At 43.2% G+C, this 20,781-nt stretch carries 14 protein-coding genes and 4 tRNA genes; 1 reads left to right on the top strand and 17 read right to left on the bottom strand.

Annotated elements, in window-relative coordinates:
• Window positions 1-40 precede the first annotated feature (40 nt).
• From AC2VOY_RS07110 to AC2VOY_RS07040, 15 genes are all read right to left on the bottom strand, one after another.
• On the bottom strand, window positions 41-2,032 hold the full coding sequence (locus tag AC2VOY_RS07110; RefSeq protein WP_491830597.1) for a metallophosphoesterase family protein: 1,992 nt from the start codon (window positions 2,030-2,032) through the stop codon (window positions 41-43).
• Between the two features lie 248 nt (window positions 2,033-2,280).
• Window positions 2,281-3,174, bottom strand: coding sequence for a DMT family transporter (locus AC2VOY_RS07105; protein ID WP_491830596.1), 894 nt, complete (start codon window positions 3,172-3,174; stop codon window positions 2,281-2,283).
• Window positions 3,175-3,325: 151 nt separating this feature from the next.
• Entirely contained in the window at window positions 3,326-7,522 is a 4,197-nt protein-coding gene (gene rpoC / locus AC2VOY_RS07100) for a DNA-directed RNA polymerase subunit beta' (RefSeq protein ID WP_491830594.1), read from the bottom strand.
• 76 nt (window positions 7,523-7,598) lie between these two features.
• The gene (gene rpoB, locus AC2VOY_RS07095) at window positions 7,599-11,627 is read right to left on the bottom strand and encodes a DNA-directed RNA polymerase subunit beta (protein WP_491830593.1); all 4,029 of its coding nucleotides are present in this window, start codon (window positions 11,625-11,627) and stop codon (window positions 7,599-7,601) included.
• Between the two features lie 257 nt (window positions 11,628-11,884).
• Window positions 11,885-12,253, bottom strand: a complete 369-nt coding sequence (gene rplL, locus AC2VOY_RS07090) for a 50S ribosomal protein L7/L12 (protein ID WP_491830592.1) — start codon at window positions 12,251-12,253, stop codon at window positions 11,885-11,887.
• A gap of 60 nt (window positions 12,254-12,313) precedes the next feature.
• Window positions 12,314-12,808, bottom strand: coding sequence for a 50S ribosomal protein L10 (gene rplJ, locus AC2VOY_RS07085; protein WP_491830591.1), 495 nt, complete (start codon window positions 12,806-12,808; stop codon window positions 12,314-12,316).
• Between the two features lie 322 nt (window positions 12,809-13,130).
• Entirely contained in the window at window positions 13,131-13,835 is a 705-nt protein-coding gene (rplA, locus tag AC2VOY_RS07080) for a 50S ribosomal protein L1 (protein WP_491830590.1), read from the bottom strand.
• Between the two features lie 4 nt (window positions 13,836-13,839).
• A complete protein-coding gene (gene rplK, locus AC2VOY_RS07075; RefSeq protein WP_491830589.1) occupies window positions 13,840-14,268 on the bottom strand; it encodes a 50S ribosomal protein L11 in 429 nt (142 codons plus the stop codon).
• Window positions 14,269-14,427: 159 nt separating this feature from the next.
• The gene (nusG, locus tag AC2VOY_RS07070; protein WP_491830588.1) at window positions 14,428-14,976 is read right to left on the bottom strand and encodes a transcription termination/antitermination protein NusG; all 549 of its coding nucleotides are present in this window, start codon (window positions 14,974-14,976) and stop codon (window positions 14,428-14,430) included.
• Window positions 14,977-14,988: 12 nt separating this feature from the next.
• Entirely contained in the window at window positions 14,989-15,423 is a 435-nt protein-coding gene (secE, locus tag AC2VOY_RS07065; RefSeq protein WP_491830587.1) for a preprotein translocase subunit SecE, read from the bottom strand.
• A gap of 353 nt (window positions 15,424-15,776) precedes the next feature.
• A complete protein-coding gene (tuf, locus tag AC2VOY_RS07060; protein ID WP_491830586.1) occupies window positions 15,777-16,961 on the bottom strand; it encodes an elongation factor Tu in 1,185 nt (394 codons plus the stop codon).
• Between the two features lie 96 nt (window positions 16,962-17,057).
• Window positions 17,058-17,133 (bottom strand) — tRNA-Thr (locus AC2VOY_RS07055).
• A 23-nt stretch (window positions 17,134-17,156) separates the two neighbouring features.
• A tRNA-Gly gene (locus AC2VOY_RS07050) sits at window positions 17,157-17,231 on the bottom strand.
• 87 nt (window positions 17,232-17,318) lie between these two features.
• A tRNA-Tyr gene (locus tag AC2VOY_RS07045) sits at window positions 17,319-17,403 on the bottom strand.
• Window positions 17,404-17,432: 29 nt separating this feature from the next.
• Window positions 17,433-17,508, bottom strand: a tRNA-Thr gene (locus tag AC2VOY_RS07040).
• A 228-nt stretch (window positions 17,509-17,736) separates the two neighbouring features.
• On the opposite strand from AC2VOY_RS07040, the gene coaA reads away from it, so the two are divergent.
• Entirely contained in the window at window positions 17,737-18,672 is a 936-nt protein-coding gene (coaA, locus tag AC2VOY_RS07035) for a type I pantothenate kinase (RefSeq protein WP_491830584.1), read from the top strand.
• 21 nt (window positions 18,673-18,693) lie between these two features.
• Here coaA and birA read toward each other — a convergent pair whose 3' ends face one another.
• Window positions 18,694-19,683 (bottom strand): bifunctional biotin--[acetyl-CoA-carboxylase] ligase/biotin operon repressor BirA, encoded by a 990-nt coding sequence (gene birA, locus AC2VOY_RS07030; protein WP_491830583.1) that lies wholly within the window; start codon window positions 19,681-19,683, stop codon window positions 18,694-18,696.
• The gene (gene murB / locus AC2VOY_RS07025) at window positions 19,670-20,734 is read right to left on the bottom strand and encodes a UDP-N-acetylmuramate dehydrogenase (protein ID WP_491830582.1); all 1,065 of its coding nucleotides are present in this window, start codon (window positions 20,732-20,734) and stop codon (window positions 19,670-19,672) included. The genes birA and murB overlap by 14 nt, the downstream gene beginning before the upstream one ends.
• Window positions 20,735-20,781: the final 47 nt, after the last annotated feature.

Here is a 20,781-nt window from a genome sequence, read left to right as displayed (position 1 = left end):
AGCATACCGCGTGTAAATATGTAAGCAAATTTAAACTAATTTAGGCTTGGGCATCTACTTCAGGCTCAGATGTGCTTATATCGGACTCATCGAGCACAGCAACAATCGCAAAGTAACCGTTGATTTTGAGTGCGTCCGCATATAAATAGCCACCTTCTTGATAAGATTCAAGCTCTATCCACTGCTCTGATTCTTCATGATAAAACGCTAGCGTCACTTCTTGATCTTCAGGCACGGATTCCATACTCAAGCCTAATCTAAAAGTATCAGCCGTGAGAAGTTCATCATTGTAAATACTAACGCCCGGCGCTGATTTATCTGTTTCATTACCATTTTGGTCAGTGACTAAGCCTTGCTGATCCGCCATGCCATTAATTAACAATACATCAGAAAAGACGCGCCAATGCTCAGAAATTAGCCATTTAAAGCATAACTCTTCAGCAAATCCATAATATTTAGCTGGGCTAGTGATCCCTTCTCGTGACTTATCTAAGCCGTTAAATGTAGTGTTCACTCCATCACTAATTTGTGCACTTGTGCCCAAGTAGCCTTCACTTGTTTCGGCGGTAATATCTGTTTGATATGAATAATTTGGTGGTACAACTAAATGTTGAGAGTTAGTAATTGAGTGTAGTGCAGACAGTTGCTGCCAATTATCTGCATCTAAGAAATGCTGCTCAACATCTTGACCTTGCTTTTCACGCTTATATTGATCTTTAAAGCCATCGCTACCAAAGTCATGCTCATTGCCCCAAACACTTAAATCAAACAAGTCGCCAGTGATTTTAACTTGCGCAAAGATGCTGACTTTCCCTGCATCTCGGTTAGTCGCTAGCGTATATAAAGGCACTTCATATTTATCCGCATAATAGCGAGTCACATCATAATGCTTTTGCGAACACGACCCAAAAATAAACTGACGAATTGGATTTTCAGGCAATAAGCCTTGCGCAAGAGAACCTAGCGCATTGTCATCTGGATTCTCATAAGTTGCATAATGAATGTGTTCATTCTCATCAGTGCTCGCGCCTTGTGGATAAATCAAACCTTTAGAGAAAATATGATCGTGTCCAGATAAGAAAATCGCATTATGCTCTGAGAGTAGGTTTAAGAATTTTTGCGTGATCCCTTCACTGCCACTGGTTTCAAGCTGCGGAAAATATCCAGGCACAGGCACGCCGCCAACTTCGTTTTCTAAAAGGCCAGCATGGTTGCGACCAGCAAGTGGATAGTGGTTAAACATAATTAGATGATCAAACTCGCCTTGCTTAGATGCAATCACTTGCTGCATAAAATCATACACCAGCACCCAGTCTTGATAGGAATAAATCGGCTCTCCTTCACTGGTGTAAGTTAAGATTTTTTCGCGATCATAAGGCAAGGTTGTCCAAGCTGCCGTGATGTATGGGTCACCCGCGATAAAAAGCGTACGCCCAAGGATAAAAGCATATAAAGCGGAGCAATCTAATAACTCACCTGTATCTTCGCGGATATACTCAGGAAAAATTAAATCATCATGGGTATCAAGCAATTGGCCGATAGTGTTACGCCAGTCGGATTTCATATTATCAAAAGTTTTTGGCGATAACGGGTTGTCATGCTCAGTATTTAAACCTTCATGATTACCGCGTACTGGGTAGAGATTTAAACGCTTATCAAATTCTTCTTCTTGAATCATTTTAATGTAAGCTTCTGGCTCAGAAAACCCATCGATATATTCTTCAGTTAGGAAGGTATCCGCTTGGTCGCCAATGAGTAACACATTCTTAATACCACGACGTTCAATTTCCTCTAAAGCACCTTTTAAGATATTGCCGTTCGAGTGGACATCACCAATGACAGCGAACTCAACACTTGTACCATCATCATTTGGGATATAAAAGGCAGGCTTATCATTCACCTCTAAACCACCGTTACCTTCAGGTGGTTTGGCAGTATCAATAAGGTTATAAGGCGTATCATTATCCGAACAGCCCATAAGGACAGATGAAGCACCCGCTGCGGTGATTTTTAAAAAGTTACGACGAAGCATGCAAAACCTATATAAAGTGTAATTAAAAGAAGTCACATTTATATAGGGGGTAAATGACGCTTAGGTGACACTATTATTGATAATATAAGACATTTTTTTGAATGATAACAACATGTTAAATGCAACACTGTGCGAATAGGGATATGTTAAGAAGGTGTGTTATATCAGCTCAATCTAGGGGGAATTAAAGTGTAAATGATAAGCAACAAGTATCAGCTCGGGCAGGCTTATTCCTTATCATTAGAGTCTTAATTTCGGCTTGGTGAAACCTTACGGATCCCAAATCGATAACGAATTTGTGCGATCATTACCCCAAGTAACACTAAAGCAATTCCGATGTAATGCTCATGGGTCAACTGCTCACCTAAGCTAAAACTTGCAATAATGGCCGTCATCACTGGCATCAAGTTCATAAACATAGATGTCTTATCTGCGCCAAGACCATTAATAGCCGTCATCCACAGCCATGGTGCAAGCACGGATGCAAAAAAGCCGGCATATAAAACCAAAGGTATGGTTTGTGCATCTAGGTTTTTATTGTCACTTATCGCCCACATAGGCGTTAACATCAGCACTGCAAAGCTGGCTTGAATATACACAGATTGCCAGTTTGAAATCGGCATCGGCCAACGTTTGACTAACACGCAATAAAGCGCATAGACAATCGCTGCGACTAAAACTAACACATCACCTTGGTTAAAGCCTTGCTCAAACAGAGACTTAATATCCCCATGACTCAGCATAAAGAGCAAGCCAAGCAAAGATAAAATCGCGCCACCCACTGCCGGAAATGTTAGCTTTTGATTGAGCAGCTTAATACTCATAAATAGTGCAATTAAAGGCACTAGTGAGGTGATCAAAGCCATATTGGTCGCTGTGGTGTAATGCCCTGCGTAATAGCCTAAAGACTGGTTGAGCACTAATCCAAGAAAAGCTAAAAATGCAAGCTTAGGTAAATTTGGAATAATAAGTTTACGCGACTTCCAAATCGGCTTGAGCATAAATGGCGTCAATATAAGTACAGAAACAACCCAGCGATATAACGAAATCGCTCCGGGATCGATCAAAGGCGCTGCGAGTTTATTCACAATAGCATTGCCTGACCAAATTAAAACAGTGATCAAAGGAAGCAAATAAAGCATTTTTTAGCCTTAACAAAAGACGGGGTATGGGAATGCCAAGAAGTATAATCTAAATGTAAAAAGAAAGAAGCATAAAAAAGGGTACCCAAATTCATGGATACCCTCTCAATTATGCTTTCATTTTTACTTCAACATATGAAGCAAAGAATGATTACTCCTCAGATGAGAAACCTGCATTTAATAGTGCAGCTAGGTTATCTGTCGCTTGCTCAGCTGATGGGCCTTGCTCTTCACGTTGAGCTTGACGCTCTTTGTGATGGGCATAACCTGTACCTGCTGGGATCAGACGACCAACGATAACGTTCTCTTTCAGACCACGTAGTTCATCACGCTTACCAGAAACAGCGGCTTCAGTTAGCACGCGAGTTGTTTCTTGGAAAGATGCCGCTGAGATAAATGACTCAGTTGCAAGTGATGCTTTGGTGATACCAAGAAGGTCACGTTCAAAACTTGCTGGCTCTTTGCCTTCAGCTTCTAGCTGACGGTTTGCGATCTTCACTTGTGCGAATTCTACTTGCTCACCTTCAAGGAAGTTTGAGTCGCCAGAACGAGTAATAGTACACTTACGCAGCATTTGACGAACAATCGTTTCAATGTGCTTATCGTTAATTTTTACCCCTTGCAGACGGTAAACTTCTTGAACTTCGTTCGCAATGTAAGAAGTCACAGCGTGAACGCCACGTAGACGTAAAATATCATGCGGTGTTTCTGGACCATCAGAGATCACGTCACCACGTTCAATTTTCTCACCTTCAAACACGTTCAATTGACGATGTTTAGGGATCATCTCTTCGTATGTATCACCACCCTCACGAGTGATAATCAGACGACGCTTACCTTTAGTCTCTTTACCGAAAGAAACTGTACCTGTGTATTCAGCAAGAATTGCAGGCTCTTTAGGCTTACGAGCTTCGAATAGATCCGCAACGCGTGGTAGACCACCCGTGATATCTTTGTTACCGCCAGATTTTTGTGGAATACGTGCAAGCGTATCACCCACGCCAACTTCTGCGCCGTCAACAAGGTTCACAATCGCCTTACCAGGTAGGATATAAGTCGCTGACATATCTGTGCCAGGGATCATTACATCGTTACCATTTGCATCAACAAGTTTGATAGCTGGACGCATATCTTTACCTGCTGTTGGACGTTGTGCTGGATCTGTTACTTCACTTGAAGATAGACCGGTTAGATCATCTGCTTGTGTCGAAATTGTAACGCCTTCAACCATGTCGATAAATTGGATGCGACCTGCCACTTCAGTGATGATTGGCATGGTGTGCGCTTCCCAGTTTGCAACAGTTTCACCTGCTTCAACTGCATCGTCATGTGCTTTTGTTAGCTGAGAACCAAATGGAAGTTTGTGTTTCTCTTTCGTACGACCGAACTCATCAATGATGGTTAGTTCAGAAGCACGAGAAGTGATCACGTGTTTGCCTTCTTTGTTGGTTACAAATTTCGCATTGTGAAGTTTAACTGTACCAGTTGTCTTCGCTTGGATGCTGTTTTCTGCTGCTGCCGTTGACGCCGCACCACCGATGTGGAACGTACGCATGGTTAGCTGTGTACCAGGTTCACCGATAGATTGCGCAGCGATAACACCAACTGCCTCACCTTGGTTAACCATGTGACCACGAGCCAAGTCACGACCGTAACAGTTTGAACAACAACCGAAGTCAGATTCACAAGTAACCACAGAACGAACTTTCATCGCATCCACAGAATTTTCTTCTAGGATTTGACACCATTTTTCGTCGATTAGTGTGTTACGTGGAACAAGAACTTCTTCTGTACCAGGCTTCATTACATCTTCAGCAACTACACGACCAAGCGCAAGTTCTGTTAGTGCAACTTTCACGTCACCACCCTCGATGTGAGGAGTCATGTGGATACCTTCGAAAGTACCACAATCAGGTTCAGTGATCACAACGTCTTGTGCAACGTCAACCAAACGACGAGTCAGATAACCTGAGTTCGCTGTTTTCAGTGCTGTATCGGCAAGACCTTTACGCGCACCGTGGGTTGAGATGAAGTACTGAAGGACGTTTAGACCTTCTTTAAAGTTCGCTGTGATTGGCGTTTCGATGATTGAACCATCTGGACGAGCCATCAGACCACGCATACCAGCTAGCTGACGAATCTGAGCCGCAGAACCACGCGCCCCTGAGTCGGCCATCATGTAGATGCTGTTAAATGATTCTTGCTGCTCTTCTTCACCGTCACGGTTAATAACAGTTTCAGAAGACAGGTTGTCCATCATAGCTTTTGCAACACGGTCATTGGTTGCAGCCCAGATATCGATAACCTTGTTATAACGCTCACCAGCTGTTACTAGACCAGATACGAACTGATCTTGAATCTCATGAACTTCTTCTTCTGCTGCTGCGATTTCAGTGTATTTCGCGTCAGGTACAACCATGTCGTTGATACCAACAGAAACACCAGAAAGTGCCGCATAAGCAAAACCTGTGTACATGATTTGGTCAGCAAAGATTACTGTGTCTTTTAGGCCAAGCTTACGATACGCTTCGTTTAAAAGCGTTGAGATTTGCTTCTTACCAAGTTTTTGGTTAAGCAGATCAAAAGGTAAACCAGTTGGGACAATGTTCCAAAGCATTGCACGACCGATAGTCGTATCACGCATTGCAGTGTTAGTTGTCTCATTACCATCTTCGTCTTTCACAGTTTCTGTGATACGAACTTTTACACGTGCGTGTAGTTCAGCAGTCTTAGTGCGATATGCCTTTTCAGCCTCATCTGGGCCAGAAAGGTACATACCTTCACCTTTCGCATTGATCTTTTCACGCGTCATGTAGTAAAGACCCAATACAACGTCCTGAGAAGGTACGATGATAGGATCACCTGATGCTGGCGACAGGATGTTGTTTGTCGACATCATTAGGGTACGCGCTTCAAGCTGTGCTTCAAGAGTTAGAGGTACGTGAACCGCCATTTGGTCACCATCGAAGTCGGCGTTATATGCCGCACATACTAGAGGGTGTAGGTGGATCGCTTTACCTTCAATCAGTACAGGTTCAAATGCTTGGATACCTAGACGGTGAAGTGTCGGTGCACGGTTAAGTAGCACTGGGTGTTCACGGATTACTTCGTCAAGAATATCCCAAACCACTGCTTCTTCACGCTCTACCATTTTCTTCGCAGCTTTGATGGTTGTTGCCATGCCACGAGATTCTAGTTTCGCATAAATGAATGGTTTAAATAGCTCAAGTGCCATCTTCTTAGGAAGACCACACTGGTGCAGACGTAGGTATGGACCTACTGTGATAACCGAACGGCCTGAATAGTCAACACGCTTACCAAGAAGGTTTTGACGGAAACGACCTTGCTTACCTTTGATCATATCAGCAAGTGATTTCAAAGGACGCTTATTGGTACCAGTAATCGCACGACCACGACGACCGTTATCAAGCAGAGCATCAACAGATTCTTGCAGCATACGTTTTTCGTTACGTACGATGATATCTGGAGCTGTTAGGTCTAATAGACGCTTCAAACGGTTGTTACGGTTGATCACGCGGCGATATAAATCGTTGAGATCAGACGTCGCAAAACGACCACCATCTAGTGGTACAAGCGGACGAAGATCTGGCGGTAGAACAGGTAGAACTGTTAAGATCATCCATTCTGGGTTGTTGCCAGATTGAACGAATGCTTCTACTAGTTTTAGACGCTTAGTAACTTTTTTACGCTTAGTTTCTGAGTTAGTTGTTTCTAACTCTTCACGCATGATTTCGATTTCTTGCTCAAGATCCATAGTGTTTAATAGATCTTTAATCGCTTCAGCACCCATTTTCGCAACGAACTCATCGCCCCATTGCTCAAGTTTGTCTAGGTACTCTTCTTCCGTCAGCATTTGGCTCTTTTCAAGATCTGTCATGCCAGCTTCGGTCACAACATACTTTTCAAAGTAAAGCACTGCTTCGATATCACGTAGCGGCATATCCATTAATAGGCCGATGCGAGATGGAAGTGATTTTAGAAACCAGATGTGCGCAACTGGAGACGCAAGCTCGATGTGACCCATACGATCACGGCGAACTTTAGTTTGTGTAACTTCAACGCCACACTTCTCACAGATCACACCACGGTGTTTCAAACGCTTGTATTTACCACAAAGACATTCATAGTCTTTTACTGGGCCAAAAATACGCGCACAGAACAAACCATCACGCTCAGGCTTGAACGTACGATAGTTAATTGTTTCTGGCTTTTTAACTTCACCAAAAGACCATGAACGGATCATGTCTGGAGAAGCTAGACCGATTTTGATTGCATCAAATTCTTCGGCTTTATTCTGTGCTTTTAGAAAGTTTAATAAATCTTTCACAATCAGCTCCTGTAAGGAGTAAAAAGGTACTCAACGTTTTGAGCACCTTTTCGCTACCGGGTTAATCCAAAGAGAATTACTCTTCGTCTTCTAGTTCGATGTTGATACCTAGTGAACGAATCTCTTTCAACAATACGTTGAAGGATTCAGGCATACCAGGTTCCATGCTGTGATCGCCATCTACGATGTTCTTATACATCTTAGTACGGCCATTCACGTCATCGGACTTAACTGTTAGCATTTCTTGTAGGGTGTAAGCAGCACCATAAGCTTCAAGTGCCCATACTTCCATCTCACCGAAACGCTGACCACCGAACTGAGCTTTACCACCAAGTGGCTGCTGAGTTACTAGGCTGTAAGAACCAGTCGAACGTGCGTGCATCTTGTCATCAACTAAGTGGTTTAGTTTCAGCATGTACATGTAACCGACAGTTACAGGACGCTCAAACGCATCACCAGTACGACCATCAAACAAGGTCAATTGACCTGAAGTTGGTAGATCAGCAAGTGCTAGCAGGTCTTTAATTGCAGCTTCTGAAGCACCGTCAAATACTGGCGTTGCAATCGGTAGACCGCCACGTAAGTTTTTGATCAATGTACGTACTTCATCATCAGATAGAGACGCAATGTCAACTTCTTGACGTGTCTCACCTAAGCTATAGACCTTCTGCAAGAATTCGCGGAATTTCGCTAGTTCTTGTTGCTCTTTGATCATCTTGTTGATCTTGTCACCGATACCTTTAGCAGCAAGGCCTAAGTGAACTTCTAAGATCTGACCGATGTTCATACGAGACGGTACACCTAGTGGGTTCAGTACGATATCAACAGGACGACCTGTTTCATCATAAGGCATGTCTTCAACAGGGTTGATCTTAGAGATTACACCCTTGTTACCGTGACGACCCGCCATCTTATCACCCGGTTGGATACGACGTTTCACAGCTAGGTAAACTTTAACAACTTTAAGAACACCAGGTTGTAAGTCATCACCTTGAGTGATCTTACGACGCTTAGTTTCAAATTTAGTGTCAAAGTCAGCTTTTAGCTCATCCCACTGCTCAGCAAGTTGCTCAAGCTGGGTTTGAACATTGTCGTCATCGTGAGTCAGTGTTAGCCACTGCTTACGATCCATACCATCTAACTGGCTTTCAGTGTAACCATTTGCAAGAAGCAAGCTGCGAACACGCGCTAGAAGACCGCCTTCCAAGATTTGGAACTCTTCAGTAAGGTCTTTCTTCGCTTCTTTCAGCTGCATTTGTTCAATTTCAAGCGCACGCTTGTCTTTCTCTACGCCATCACGGGTAAAGACTTGAACATCAATAATGGTACCTGAAATAGAGTTTGGTACACGTAGTGAAGTATCTTTCACATCAGATGCTTTTTCGCCGAAGATAGCACGCAATAGCTTCTCTTCTGGAGTAAGCTGAGTTTCACCTTTAGGTGTTACTTTACCTACTAGGATGTCACCACCCTTCACTTCAGCACCGATATAAACGATACCAGACTCATCTAGCTTAGATAGCGCAGACTCACCAACGTTTGGAATATCCGCTGTGATTTCTTCGCTGCCAAGTTTCGTATCACGTGCCACACAAGAAAGCTCTTGGATGTGGATAGTTGTGAAACGATCTTCTTGAACAACGCGCTCAGAAACTAAGATTGAATCCTCAAAGTTATAACCATTCCAAGGCATGAATGCGATGCGCATGTTTTGACCAAGCGCTAGCTCACCAAGGTCTGTTGAAGGACCATCAGCAAGTACATCACCTTGAGCTACAGGTTCACCCGGCATCACTGTTGGACGCTGGTTGATACATGTATTTTGGTTAGAACGTGTATATTTAGTTAAGTTGTAAATGTCGATGCCCGCTTCACCTGGGATCAGCTCGTCATCATTTACTTTTACAACGATACGTGATGCATCCACAGACTGGATCATACCACCACGTTTAGCAACTGCAGTTACACCTGAGTCAACCGCTACGTTACGCTCAATACCTGTACCGACTAATGGCTTATCAGCTCTTAGTGTTGGTACGGCCTGACGTTGCATGTTCGCACCCATCAAGGCGCGGTTAGCATCATCGTGCTCTAGGAATGGGATAAGCGATGCCGCAATCGATACAACTTGGTTTGTCGCAACGTCCATGAAATCTACGTTTTCACGTGGGTGAAGACCAGATTCACCTTTCTGACGTGCTGTGATCAGCTCATCTGCGAAAGAGTTGTCTTCGTTCAGGCGTGCGTTTGCCTGAGCGATAACATAGCTACCTTCTTGGATCGCTGATAGATATTCAACATCTTCAGTCACAACACCATCAACTACACGACGATATGGAGTTTCTAGGAAACCATATTCATTACAACGTGCGAACGCTGAAAGTGAGTTGATCAAACCGATGTTTGGACCTTCAGGCGTTTCGATCGGACATAGACGACCGTAGTGAGTTACGTGAACGTCACGTACTTCAAAGCCTGCACGCTCACGCGTAAGACCACCCGGACCTAATGCAGAAATACGACGCTTATGCGTTACTTCTGATAGCGGGTTGTTCTGATCCATAAATTGCGATAACTGTGAAGAACCAAAGAATTCTTTCACTGCAGCAGAAATAGGCTTCGCATTGATTAGATCTTGAGGCATGATTGCATCAAGGTCACCAAGGCTTAGGCGCTCTTTCACGGCACGCTCAACACGAACAAGACCAACACGGAATTGGTTTTCAGCCATTTCACCAACGCTACGGATGCGACGGTTACCAAGGTGATCGATATCATCAACTTCATCGTTACCATTACGGATACGAATTAGTTTTTGCATCACTGCGATGATGTCTTCTTCGTCAAGAATACCTTGCTCTTGCTTGTCATCACGACCGATAGAACTGTTGAACTTCATACGACCAACAGCAGAAAGGTCATAGCGATCTTCAGAGAAGAATAAGCTTTCAAACAATGCTTCAGCAGCTTCTTTCGTTGGCGGCTCACCAGGACGCATCATACGATAGATTTCAACTAGCGCACTTAGGCGATCTGTTGTGTTATCAATACGTAATGTGTCAGAGATGAATGGACCGTTTACGAAATCATTAATGAATAGCGTATCAATTTCTTTGTAGCCAGCTTGTGAAAGCTCAGCCAAAGCTTCAAGAGTGATCTCTTGGTTCGCGCTAACAATAATTTCGCCAGTTGCTTCATTGACATAGTCTTTTGATGCAATCTTGCCAACAATGTGCTCAACAGGAACTTCAATGAAGTCTACGCCGTCTTTTTCAAGTTGACGGATAGTACGTGCATTGATTTTTTTGCCTGTCTCAACATAAACTTTGCCGTTTGCTTCGATATCAAAGTTTGCAACTTCACCTTTAAGACGCTCAGGAACAAGTTCCATGCGTAGGGCGTTGTCTTGCACTTCAAAGTGCACTTTGTCGAAGAACAGATCTAAGATCTCTTCAGTTGTTTTGCCTAGCGCACGTAGAATGATAGTCGCAGCAAGTTTACGACGACGGTCAATACGTACATATAGGTTATCTTTAGGATCGAACTCGAAATCCAACCATGAACCACGGTATGGGATCACGCGTGCATTATAAAGAACTTTACCTGAAGAGTGGGTCTTACCCTTATCGCTGTCGAAGAATACGCCTGGGCTTCGGTGCAGCTGGGATACGATAACCCTCTCAGTACCATTAATTACAAAGGTACCATTGTCTGTCATGAGTGGAATCTCACCCATGTAGACTTCTTGTTCTTTAATGTCTTTTACGGTACCTGGTTGTGCGTCTTTATCAAAAACAACCAAACGTAGTTTTACGCGTAGTGGCTTCGAATAAGTGACACCTCGAATTTGACATTCTTTAACGTCAAACACAGGTTCACCGAGACGATAGCTAACGTATTGCAGCTCGGAATTGCCATTATAGCTCTGGATTGGGAATACAGAACGGAAGGCAGCTTCAAGACCATATTGGCCTTCAGGATCTTGCTCAATAAATTTTTCGAAAGAATCGAGCTGGATCGATAGCAAATATGGGACGTCCAAAACTTGTGGACGCTTACCAAAATCCTTACGGATGCGCTTTTTCTCGGTATAAGAGTAAACCATGGGGTTCCTCAGCTAGCTGATAAGTGACCCAAACTACCCAAAACATTCTCTATTAGAAAGGGGTAGTGACTAAATAACTGTTTTTTGAAATGACTTGATGTTTCAATTGGCGGGGACGCCGCAAATGATCACAAAAAGTTTTTGCATAGATATTGATACCAAAACAGAGAAAATACATCAATACCCTACAGCGCAAAAAGGCCGGTGGTCAATTAACCACCAGCCATTAGCCTTGCGGCTAAGAAATCAAGTATAAATTACTTAATTTCAACAGAAGCACCAGCTTCTTCTAGTTGTGCTTTAAGCGCTTCAGCTTCGTCTTTAGCGATGCCTTCTTTAAGCGGAGCAGGAGCACCGTCAACTAGACCTTTAGCTTCTTTAAGACCTAGGCCAGTTGCGCCACGTACTGCTTTGATTACAGCAACTTTGTTACCGCCAGCAGCAGTAAGGATTACGTCAAATTCAGTTTGCTCTTCAGCAGCGTCACCGCCAGCTGCGCCACCTGCTACAACTGCAGCTGCAGCAGTAACACCAAATTTTTCTTCCATAGCTTCGATAAGCTCAACAACTTGCATTACAGACATTTCTGCAACTGCGTCTAGGATTTGCTCGTTAGTAATAGACATAACAATTCTCTTTTAAGTCAACAATAAGTATATTTTTTAACCAGTAAAAAGCAAGCTTTATTAAGCAGCTGCTTCTTCTTTTTGGTCGCGAACAGCAGCGATAGTACGTACCAGCTTGCCAGCAGAAGCTTCTTTCATGCACATCATTAGTTTTGCAATCGCTTCGTCGTAAGTTGGTAGTGTCGCTAGTACATCAGCGTCAGTAATAGCGCCTTCAAATGCAGCAGCTTTGATCTCGAAATCTTTATTCTCTTTAGCGAAGTCTTTGAAAAGACGCGCTGCAGCACCTGGGTGCTCGTTAGAGAAAGCGATCAAAGTTGGACCAACGAATACGTCGTTTAGACATTCGTAGTCTGTGCCAACAACTGCGCGACGTGCTAGTGTGTTACGAACAACTTTCATGTAAACGCCCGCATCACGCGCTTGTTTACGTAGAGAAGTCATCGCACTAACATCAACACCACGAGAGTCAGCAATAACTGCAGAAAGTGCACCACTGGCTGCTTCGTTGACTTCAGCAACAATTGCTTGTTTGTCTTGAAGATTTAAAGCCATTTGGATTTACTCCTGGTTGTAGTTACACCACTCACCTAGAAATTAGATGAGCGTTCTTACGGTGCATTCCCAAATGATCAAAAATATAATAAAAATTATAGTAAAGCCATCAGTTCGGGCACCATCTACGTAGGTGGGATTAAGCTGTTTAACTTAACTTGTTGCCAATTAACTTAGTTAAAGCTAAATCAAACAACGCCTACGGTCTTGGATGGAGGCAAACAACACATTTGTTCTTCAAAAAGAGGAGCAAAATACGCCGAATACCCCAACCATCAATTAGGCGCAAAATTATACACTAATTTTACGCCTAAGCAAATAATTAGTTTGCTTGAGTGTCAAGACTAGCTTGATCAACAACAACACCAGCACCCATAGTAGTAGAGATGCTTACTTTCTTCAGGAAAGTACCTTTCGCTGAAGAAGGTTTTGCTTTTTTCAGAGCAACTAAAAGAGCTTCTAAGTTCTCTTTAATTTGGCTTGCTTCGAAGTTAGCTTTACCGATAGTAGTGTGGATGATGCCGTTTTTGTCGTTACGATAACGAACCTGACCAGCTTTAGCGTTCTTAACTGCTTCAGCTACGTTAGGCGTTACTGTACCAACTTTCGGGTTTGGCATAAGGCCGCGTGGACCTAGGATAGTACCTAGTTGACCAACAACACGCATTGCATCAGGAGAAGCAACAACTACGTCGAAGTTCATTTCGCCTTTTTTCACTTGCTCAGCAAGATCTTCCATACCTACGATGTCAGCACCAGCTTCTTTCGCAGCTTCTGCGTTTGCACCTTGAGTGAACACAGCAACACGGATTTCACGACCAGTACCGTGTGGTAGTACAGTTGCACCACGTACGTTTTGGTCTGATTTACGTGCATCAATGCCAAGGTTTACAGAAACGTCAACACTTTCAACGAATTTAGCAGTCGCTAGTTCTTGAAGAAGCGCTACAGCTTCGTTGATTTCATATTCTTTAGTTACATCCACTTTTTCACGGATGTTTTTCATACGCTTAGTTAGCTTTGCCATGATCTTATCCCTCTACCACTAGGCCCATTGAACGAGCAGTACCTGCGATAGAACGCTTCATCGCTTCTACGTCTGCACCAGTCATGTCCGCAGCTTTAGTTTCTGCGATTTCCTGAAGTTGTGCATCAGTAACTGTGCCAACTTTTTCAGTGTTTGGACGACCAGAACCAGACTTAATGCCAGCAGCTTTCTTAAGAAGAACAGCAGCAGGTGGAGTCTTAGTTACAAAAGTGAAAGAGCGATCGTTGTATACAGAGATAACAACAGGGATCGGTAGACCTTTCTCAATTGATTCTGTTTTTGCGTTGAATGCTTTACAGAATTCCATGATGTTAACACCGTGTTGACCTAGTGCAGGACCAACCGGTGGACTTGGGTTTGCCATACCAGCTGCAACTTGCAACTTGATATATGCTTCTACTTTCTTAGCCATGATATTTCCTAAGTTTGGGTTATAACGCCGATTAAAAACCAGCTCCCCTTTGATGAATAATTTCTTTCTCGTTACCGCTAATTAAAAATCAGCTTTAACGTATAAAGGCGCGAAATTATAGTTAACTTCACGCCTTTGATCAAGCCTTTTGTTGCTTTTTTATTCAGATTTTTCAACCTGACTAAATTCAAGCTCAACAGGTGTTGCACGACCAAAGATAGAAACCGAAACTTTTAAGCGGCTCTTCTCATAGTCAACGTGCTCAACTGTACCGTTGAAGTCTGCAAATGGGCCTTCAGTAACACGGACAATTTCACCAGCTTCAAATAGAGTTTTAGGACGCGGCGCTTCACTCGCTTTTTCAAGACGATTTAAGATCGCATCAGCTTCTTTATCTGTAATCGGCGCAGGACGCTCTGGGGTACCACCGATAAAGCCCATTACACGTGGGATGCTACGAACCAAGTGCCATGAATCATCATTCATCACCATTTGCACTAGCACATAGCCAGGGAAGAATTTACGCTCACTTTTGCGGCGTTGACCAGAGCGCATTTCAACCACTTCTTCGGTTGGAACTAACACTTCACCGAAATGCTCTTCCATGTTGTGCATTTTAATGTGCTCACGTAGTGATTGGGCAACACGGCCTTCAAACCCAGAAAAGGCTTGAATCACATACCAACGTTTTTTTGGTGCTTCACTCATGTATAAAACCCCTTACACTCCAGTTGCTAATGCGATAAGACGAACCATGATGCCGTCAATACCCCATAGAACCAAAGCCATTACAATACTTACTGCTAAAACAATAAAAGTTGTTTGTGTTGTCTCTTGACGAGTCGGCCAAACAACCTTACGAATTTCCGTTTTTGCTTCTTTTGCAAAACTAATTGCCGCTTTACCTTTGATGGTAAATGCTGCGATTGCTAGTGCGATTGCAATCACAATCACGACAGCTGTTGCACGAAGAACAACAGACACATCACCATAGATAGAGTTACCTACTACTGCAGCAGCAAGCAACGCAAAGATCAGAATCCATTTAAAGATATCTAGACCTTTTGAAGGTTCTTGTGTGACTTCGGCATTGTGCTTTGCATCAGCTTTTTTGGCTACTTCAGTTTTGCCCGCTTTTTCAGCTTTGCCTTTCATATTTAAACCTGTAATACATACGTATATCTAGTTCAAGGCCCTCAACTATAACCAAGCGAAACGACTTGATGACTAGATATTAGTGTAGACAACAAAACCCCGCATATGCAGGGAAACTAACCTCACGGCGAAAATTACCATAAAGCGCGTAAAATTTCATCGTAAACAGAAGAATACTTCTAATTTTTTATGCAAAAAATCTCAATTTTATAAAAAAACTCGAAAAAAGTTTAAAAAGAGACAATTTAAAGCACAAAAAGGGCATCAAATGATGCCCTTTTTTAAGGTTGTTCGTCAAATCATATCTTAGCTAATTTTGTCGCTAAGATTGATAAGCGAGAAAGTTTTAGCGATTAAGCGATAACTTTAGCAACAACACCAGCACCAACTGTACGGCCACCTTCACGGATAGCGAAACGTAGACCTTCGTCCATCGCGATTGGAGCGATTAGAGTAACGATCATTTGTACGTTATCACCAGGCATTACCATCTCAACACCTTCAGGTAGTTGGATGTCGCCAGTTACGTCAGTAGTACGGAAGTAGAACTGTGGACGGTAACCTTTGAAGAATGGAGTGTGACGACCACCTTCATCTTTCGAAAGAACATATACTTCTGATTCGAAAGTTGTGTGTGGAGTGATTGAGCCAGGAGCTGCAAGAACTTGACCACGCTCAACGTCATCACGCTTAGTACCACGTAGAAGTGCACCAACGTTCTCACCTGCACGACCTTCGTCAAGCAGTTTACGGAACATTTCAACACCAGTACAAGTTGTAGTTGTAGTATCTTTGATACCAACGATTTCAACTTCGTCACCTACTTGTAGGATACCACGTTCGATACGACCAGTAACAACAGTACCACGACCTTGGATTGAGAATACATCTTCAATTGGAAGTAGGAACGGTTGGTCAACAGCACGCTCTGGTTCTGGGATGTAAGAATCTAGTGCTTCTGCAAGCTCAACGATTTTGTCTTCCCACTCTTTCTCGCCGTTTAGTGCGCCAAGAGCAGAACCTTGGATAACTGGTAGGTCATCACCTGGGAAATCATATTCAGAAAGAAGTTCACGAACTTCCATTTCAACTAGCTCTAGAAGCTCTTCATCATCAACCATGTCACATTTGTTCATGAATACGATGATGTAAGGGATACCAACTTGGCGACCAAGTAGGATGTGCTCACGAGTTTGAGGCATTGGACCGTCAGTTGCAGCAACAACTAGGATACCACCGTCCATTTGCGCAGCACCAGTGATCATGTTTTTAACATAATCGGCGTGTCCTGGGCAGTCTACGTGTGCGTAGTGACGGCTTGGAGTATCATACTCAACGTGAGAAGTTGCGATTGTGATACCACGCTCGCGCTCTTCTGGAGCGTTATCGATAGATGCGAAGTCTTTCGCTACACCACCGTACACTTTTGCAAGTGTAGTACAGATAGCAGCAGTAAGAGTTGTTTTACCGTGGTCAACGTGGCCGATAGTACCAACGTTTACGTGCGGTTTCGTACGTTCAAATTTTTCTTTAGACATGGATAGTCCCTCTAGGTACGGATTTAGGTGGCTTTGAAGACCACGCAACCAAAAAAATGGTAATCAGTTAAAAAAATCGGGGGAAGATATGAGAACTGGTGCTGATAGGCGGATTTGAACCGCCGACCTCACCCTTACCAAGGGTGCGCTCTACCGACTGAGCTATATCAGCTACACAAATTTCTATGCAAGAGTTGGAGCGGGCAGCGGGAATCGAACCCGCATCATCAGCTTGGAAGGCTGAGGTAATAGCCATTATACGATGCCCGCATACGTAACTCGTGCGCTATCTTCTTTTAAACCTTGTGACTCAACTTGAGTCCTTTGTTACGCTAACTTTCAGCATAACAAAAAATATGGTGGAGGGGGACGGATTCGAACCATCGAAGGCGGAGCCGGCAGATTTACAGTCTGCTCCCTTTGGCCACTCGGGAACCCCTCCAAATTGTATTCACCTTAAAAAAGATGAAATGGTGCCGACTACCGGAATCGAACTGGTGACCTACTGATTACAAGTCAGTTGCTCTACCTACTGAGCTAAGTCGGCACATGCTTGATAGACAAGCCGAGCGAATTCTATTGAATGTTTGCGCTGCTTGCAAGTCAAAAATGCAAAAAAACCTTATTTTTTAACCTAAAAGTTAAAATTTAATCAAAAAGATAAAAAATTCCGAGGTATTTCACTGGATTTTGGCTTTGAGAATTCAAATTTCAAGAGGCTTAGTGTATCTTGCATCATTCCTTTTTCTTTTTAATTCAATGTGAGCATTCATTTATGAACCAATATATGGCTTATGATCGTAAAACATGGGCAGAACTGCGAAATTCTGTACCTATGACGCTCACTGAATCGGATTTAAAGGAACTTCAAGGGATAAATGAACATTTAACCATGCAAGAAGTGACTGAGGTCTATTTACCCTTATCACGCCTACTTAACTTGTATGTTGGCGCGCGCCAAGGGCGTAATCATATTTTGCATCAGTTTTTTCATCCACATCAAGCTGAAACCCAAAAAGCGCCACCTTTTATCATAGGTATAGCAGGTAGTGTGGCAGTAGGTAAAAGTACGACAGCAAGGTTACTGCGCGCCCTGCTCTCACGTTGGGACAATCACCCATCGGTTGAACTTATCACCACTGATGGTTTTTTACATCCGAATGAATATTTAGAAGAAAATGGTTTAATGACGCGCAAAGGCTTCCCTGAAGCTTATGATACCAAGCGTCTGGTGCAATTTTTAATTGATGTAAAATCAAGTAAAGAAAACATTCAAGTCCCTGTCTACTCGCATGTCACTTACAATATTACAGATGAAATTAAGGTTGTGAATCAACCTGATGTTTTGATTATTGAGGGTTTGAATGTGCTCCAAAGCGCGAAAGATTATCCAGGTCATGAGCAAAAGACCTTTATCTCTGATTTCTTAGACTTTTCAATCTATGTGGATGCACAAACAGAACTGATTGAGAAATGGTATGTGGATAGATTTATGAAATTGCGCCAAGGTGCCTTTACTAAGCCTGGCTCTTATTTTTCTCATTATACTCAACTGTCAGATGTCGAAGCCGTCGGTAAAGCGAAAAGCATCTGGCAAAGCATTAATGCGATTAACCTACAAGAGAACATCTTACCCACTCGCGCTCGTGCACAACTTATTTTACAAAAAGGCTTGAACCATCAAGTGGATAAGGTTTTGTTACGTCGCTAGTCTAAGCTCTAAAATGCGCTCTTAGACTGGGCGCAATGATATTTCACCGCCAACATAAGGCGTGATCCCAGCTTCGGTCTCAAGTAAAATAGCGCCTTGCTGATTAATCCCACGAGCAATCCCATGCACTTCTTTTGAGCCCATCAACAGCTTCACCGGTTTATCTTTAAAGTTATCTTTTTGATTGAAAGCATCCACAAATGCGCCCAAACCTTGTTTTTCATACTCAAGTAAGCATTTATGCCACGCATTGATGATCTGGCTTAAAATCTCACTACGCGTTGGCAAGGTTTTGTTTTGCCCAGCAAATATCTGCTCAAGGCTCACCCATGCTTGGTCAATCTGAGAATCTTTATCTTGCATCTGAATATTTAAACCCATGCCGATCACTATCTCAGCGCCGCCACCGGTTTGTCCTGAGAGTTCTACCAGCACACCTGCAAGTTTTTTATCTTGATAGTAAATATCATTCGGCCATTTAAGCTTCACATCATCGGCGCCAAGTGTTTGTAGCGCATCCACTATCGCCACACCTATGGCTAAGCTAAGCCCCATTGCCGCAGCAATACCCGATTCCAAATGCCAATACATAGACACATAAATGTTTGAGCCAAATGGTGATAACCATTGCCTGCCACGTCGGCCGCGACCTTGTGCTTGATACTCAGCAGCGCAGCTTAGGCCTTGAGCTAGGGGAGCTTGATGACTGCTGATTTGATCCATTAAATACTGATTCGTAGAATCAATCACAGGGATAAGTTCAAATGGTACGGATAAGGCTTGGCTGATCAAATCTTCATCGAGTAAATTCAATGGCTTACTTAGTTGGTATCCTTTGCCCTTCACCGACTGGATATCTAAGCCCCAATCGATTAAACCTTTCATATGCTTGGCGATGCCTGCGCGTGACATGCCAAAAGCTTCCCCTAAGGATTCTCCTGAATGCCACTCGCCATCCGCTAGGGTCTGGATGAGTTGATATTTAACCGCATATTTGTCAGCAAGTTGCATCGTCAACCTCTCCTAAAAGATATTCTAAACGAGTTTCATTGAGCGCAGCCATAAAGCGCACTTCATGCTCTAGCTTAACTTGGTATTTATCAAACACGCTTTGCTTCACATGTTGAGCTAAATTCAACACATCTTGCGCACTTGCGTCACCAGCATTAACTAAGACTAAGGCTTGTTTCGGATGAACTTGAGCGCCGCCAATTTGATAGCCTTTTAAACCACAACGGTCGATTAACCAACCCGCGGCAATCTTGACACCACCTTCGCTTGGGTAACCACCTAAATCAGGGTAAAGCCCTTGCAGGCGATCAAATTCTTGCTGAGTAATCACTGGGTTTTTGAAAAAGCTGCCCGCATTACCAATTTGTTTTGGATCTGGCAGTTTGCTTTGGCGGATCTCACACACTTTCTCAAACACTGCTTGCGGCGAAGTGAGCGTCGCTTGTTCTGCTTTAAGTGGCCCATAAGCTAACTTAGGTTGCCAGTTTTCAAGCTTTTGCAAGCGCAGACCAATGCCAAGGATAATTGCTTTTTCATGGAGTGCATGTTTAAAGATAGAGTCTCGATAACCAAACTCACATTCTTGATTTGTCAGTCGTTTAACCTGCATATCGGTGAGATCTAAATAATCCACGTACTCACATAAATCTTTTAACTCAACACCATAAGCACCGATATTTTGGATCGGCGCACTGCCTGCGCAGCCTGGGATCAAAGCTAAATTCTCAAGCCCGGCATAACCTTGCTCAATACTCCAAGCCACTAGGCTCGGCCAATCTTCCCCTGCCGATACCTCAAGTAACACCTCATCTTCCGCCGTATCAGCTTTTATGCCTTTTAATCGATTAAGCAAGACCACGCCTTCAAAGTCTTGGGTGAACAGCATATTACTGCCCTTACCTAAAACTAACTTAGGTAAAGTTTGCCAGTCAGGATTTTGATAAGCCGAGATAACATCTTGCACCGAGCCAAGCTCAACGAGATACTTAGCTTGAACACTTATGCCAAAAGTATGATAAGGTTTTAAATTAACGTCTTGAGATATATTCATAGCAATATTAAAAGATTAGATAGTTTGCTCCATACTACCCCATCAAC

This window comes from Vibrio sp. KMM 9700, assembly GCF_058545285.1.
This window is presented reverse-complemented; position numbering and strand designations above follow the sequence as displayed.

Excerpts from the sequence above, each read along its gene's own strand:
- AC2VOY_RS07105 (WP_491830596.1), bottom strand. The coding sequence starts at position 3,174 with ATGCTTTATTTGCTTCCTTTGATCACTGTTTTAATTTGGTCAGGCAAT.
- tuf (WP_491830586.1), bottom strand. The coding sequence starts at position 16,961 with ATGTCTAAAGAAAAATTTGAACGTACGAAACCGCACGTAAACGTTGGT.
- nusG (WP_491830588.1), bottom strand. The coding sequence starts at position 14,976 with ATGAGTGAAGCACCAAAAAAACGTTGGTATGTGATTCAAGCCTTTTCT.
- rplK (WP_491830589.1), bottom strand. The coding sequence starts at position 14,268 with ATGGCTAAGAAAGTAGAAGCATATATCAAGTTGCAAGTTGCAGCTGGT.
- rplL (WP_491830592.1), bottom strand. The coding sequence starts at position 12,253 with ATGTCTATTACTAACGAGCAAATCCTAGACGCAGTTGCAGAAATGTCT.
- murB (WP_491830582.1), bottom strand. The coding sequence starts at position 20,734 with ATGAATATATCTCAAGACGTTAATTTAAAACCTTATCATACTTTTGGC.
- birA (WP_491830583.1), bottom strand. The coding sequence starts at position 19,683 with ATGCAACTTGCTGACAAATATGCGGTTAAATATCAACTCATCCAGACC.
- rpoB (WP_491830593.1), bottom strand. The coding sequence starts at position 11,627 with ATGGTTTACTCTTATACCGAGAAAAAGCGCATCCGTAAGGATTTTGGT.
- AC2VOY_RS07110 (WP_491830597.1), bottom strand. The coding sequence starts at position 2,032 with ATGCTTCGTCGTAACTTTTTAAAAATCACCGCAGCGGGTGCTTCATCT.
- secE (WP_491830587.1), bottom strand. The coding sequence starts at position 15,423 with ATGAAAGGCAAAGCTGAAAAAGCGGGCAAAACTGAAGTAGCCAAAAAA.
- coaA (WP_491830584.1), top strand. The coding sequence starts at position 17,737 with ATGAACCAATATATGGCTTATGATCGTAAAACATGGGCAGAACTGCGA.
- rplA (WP_491830590.1), bottom strand. The coding sequence starts at position 13,835 with ATGGCAAAGCTAACTAAGCGTATGAAAAACATCCGTGAAAAAGTGGAT.
- rplJ (WP_491830591.1), bottom strand. The coding sequence starts at position 12,808 with ATGGCTTTAAATCTTCAAGACAAACAAGCAATTGTTGCTGAAGTCAAC.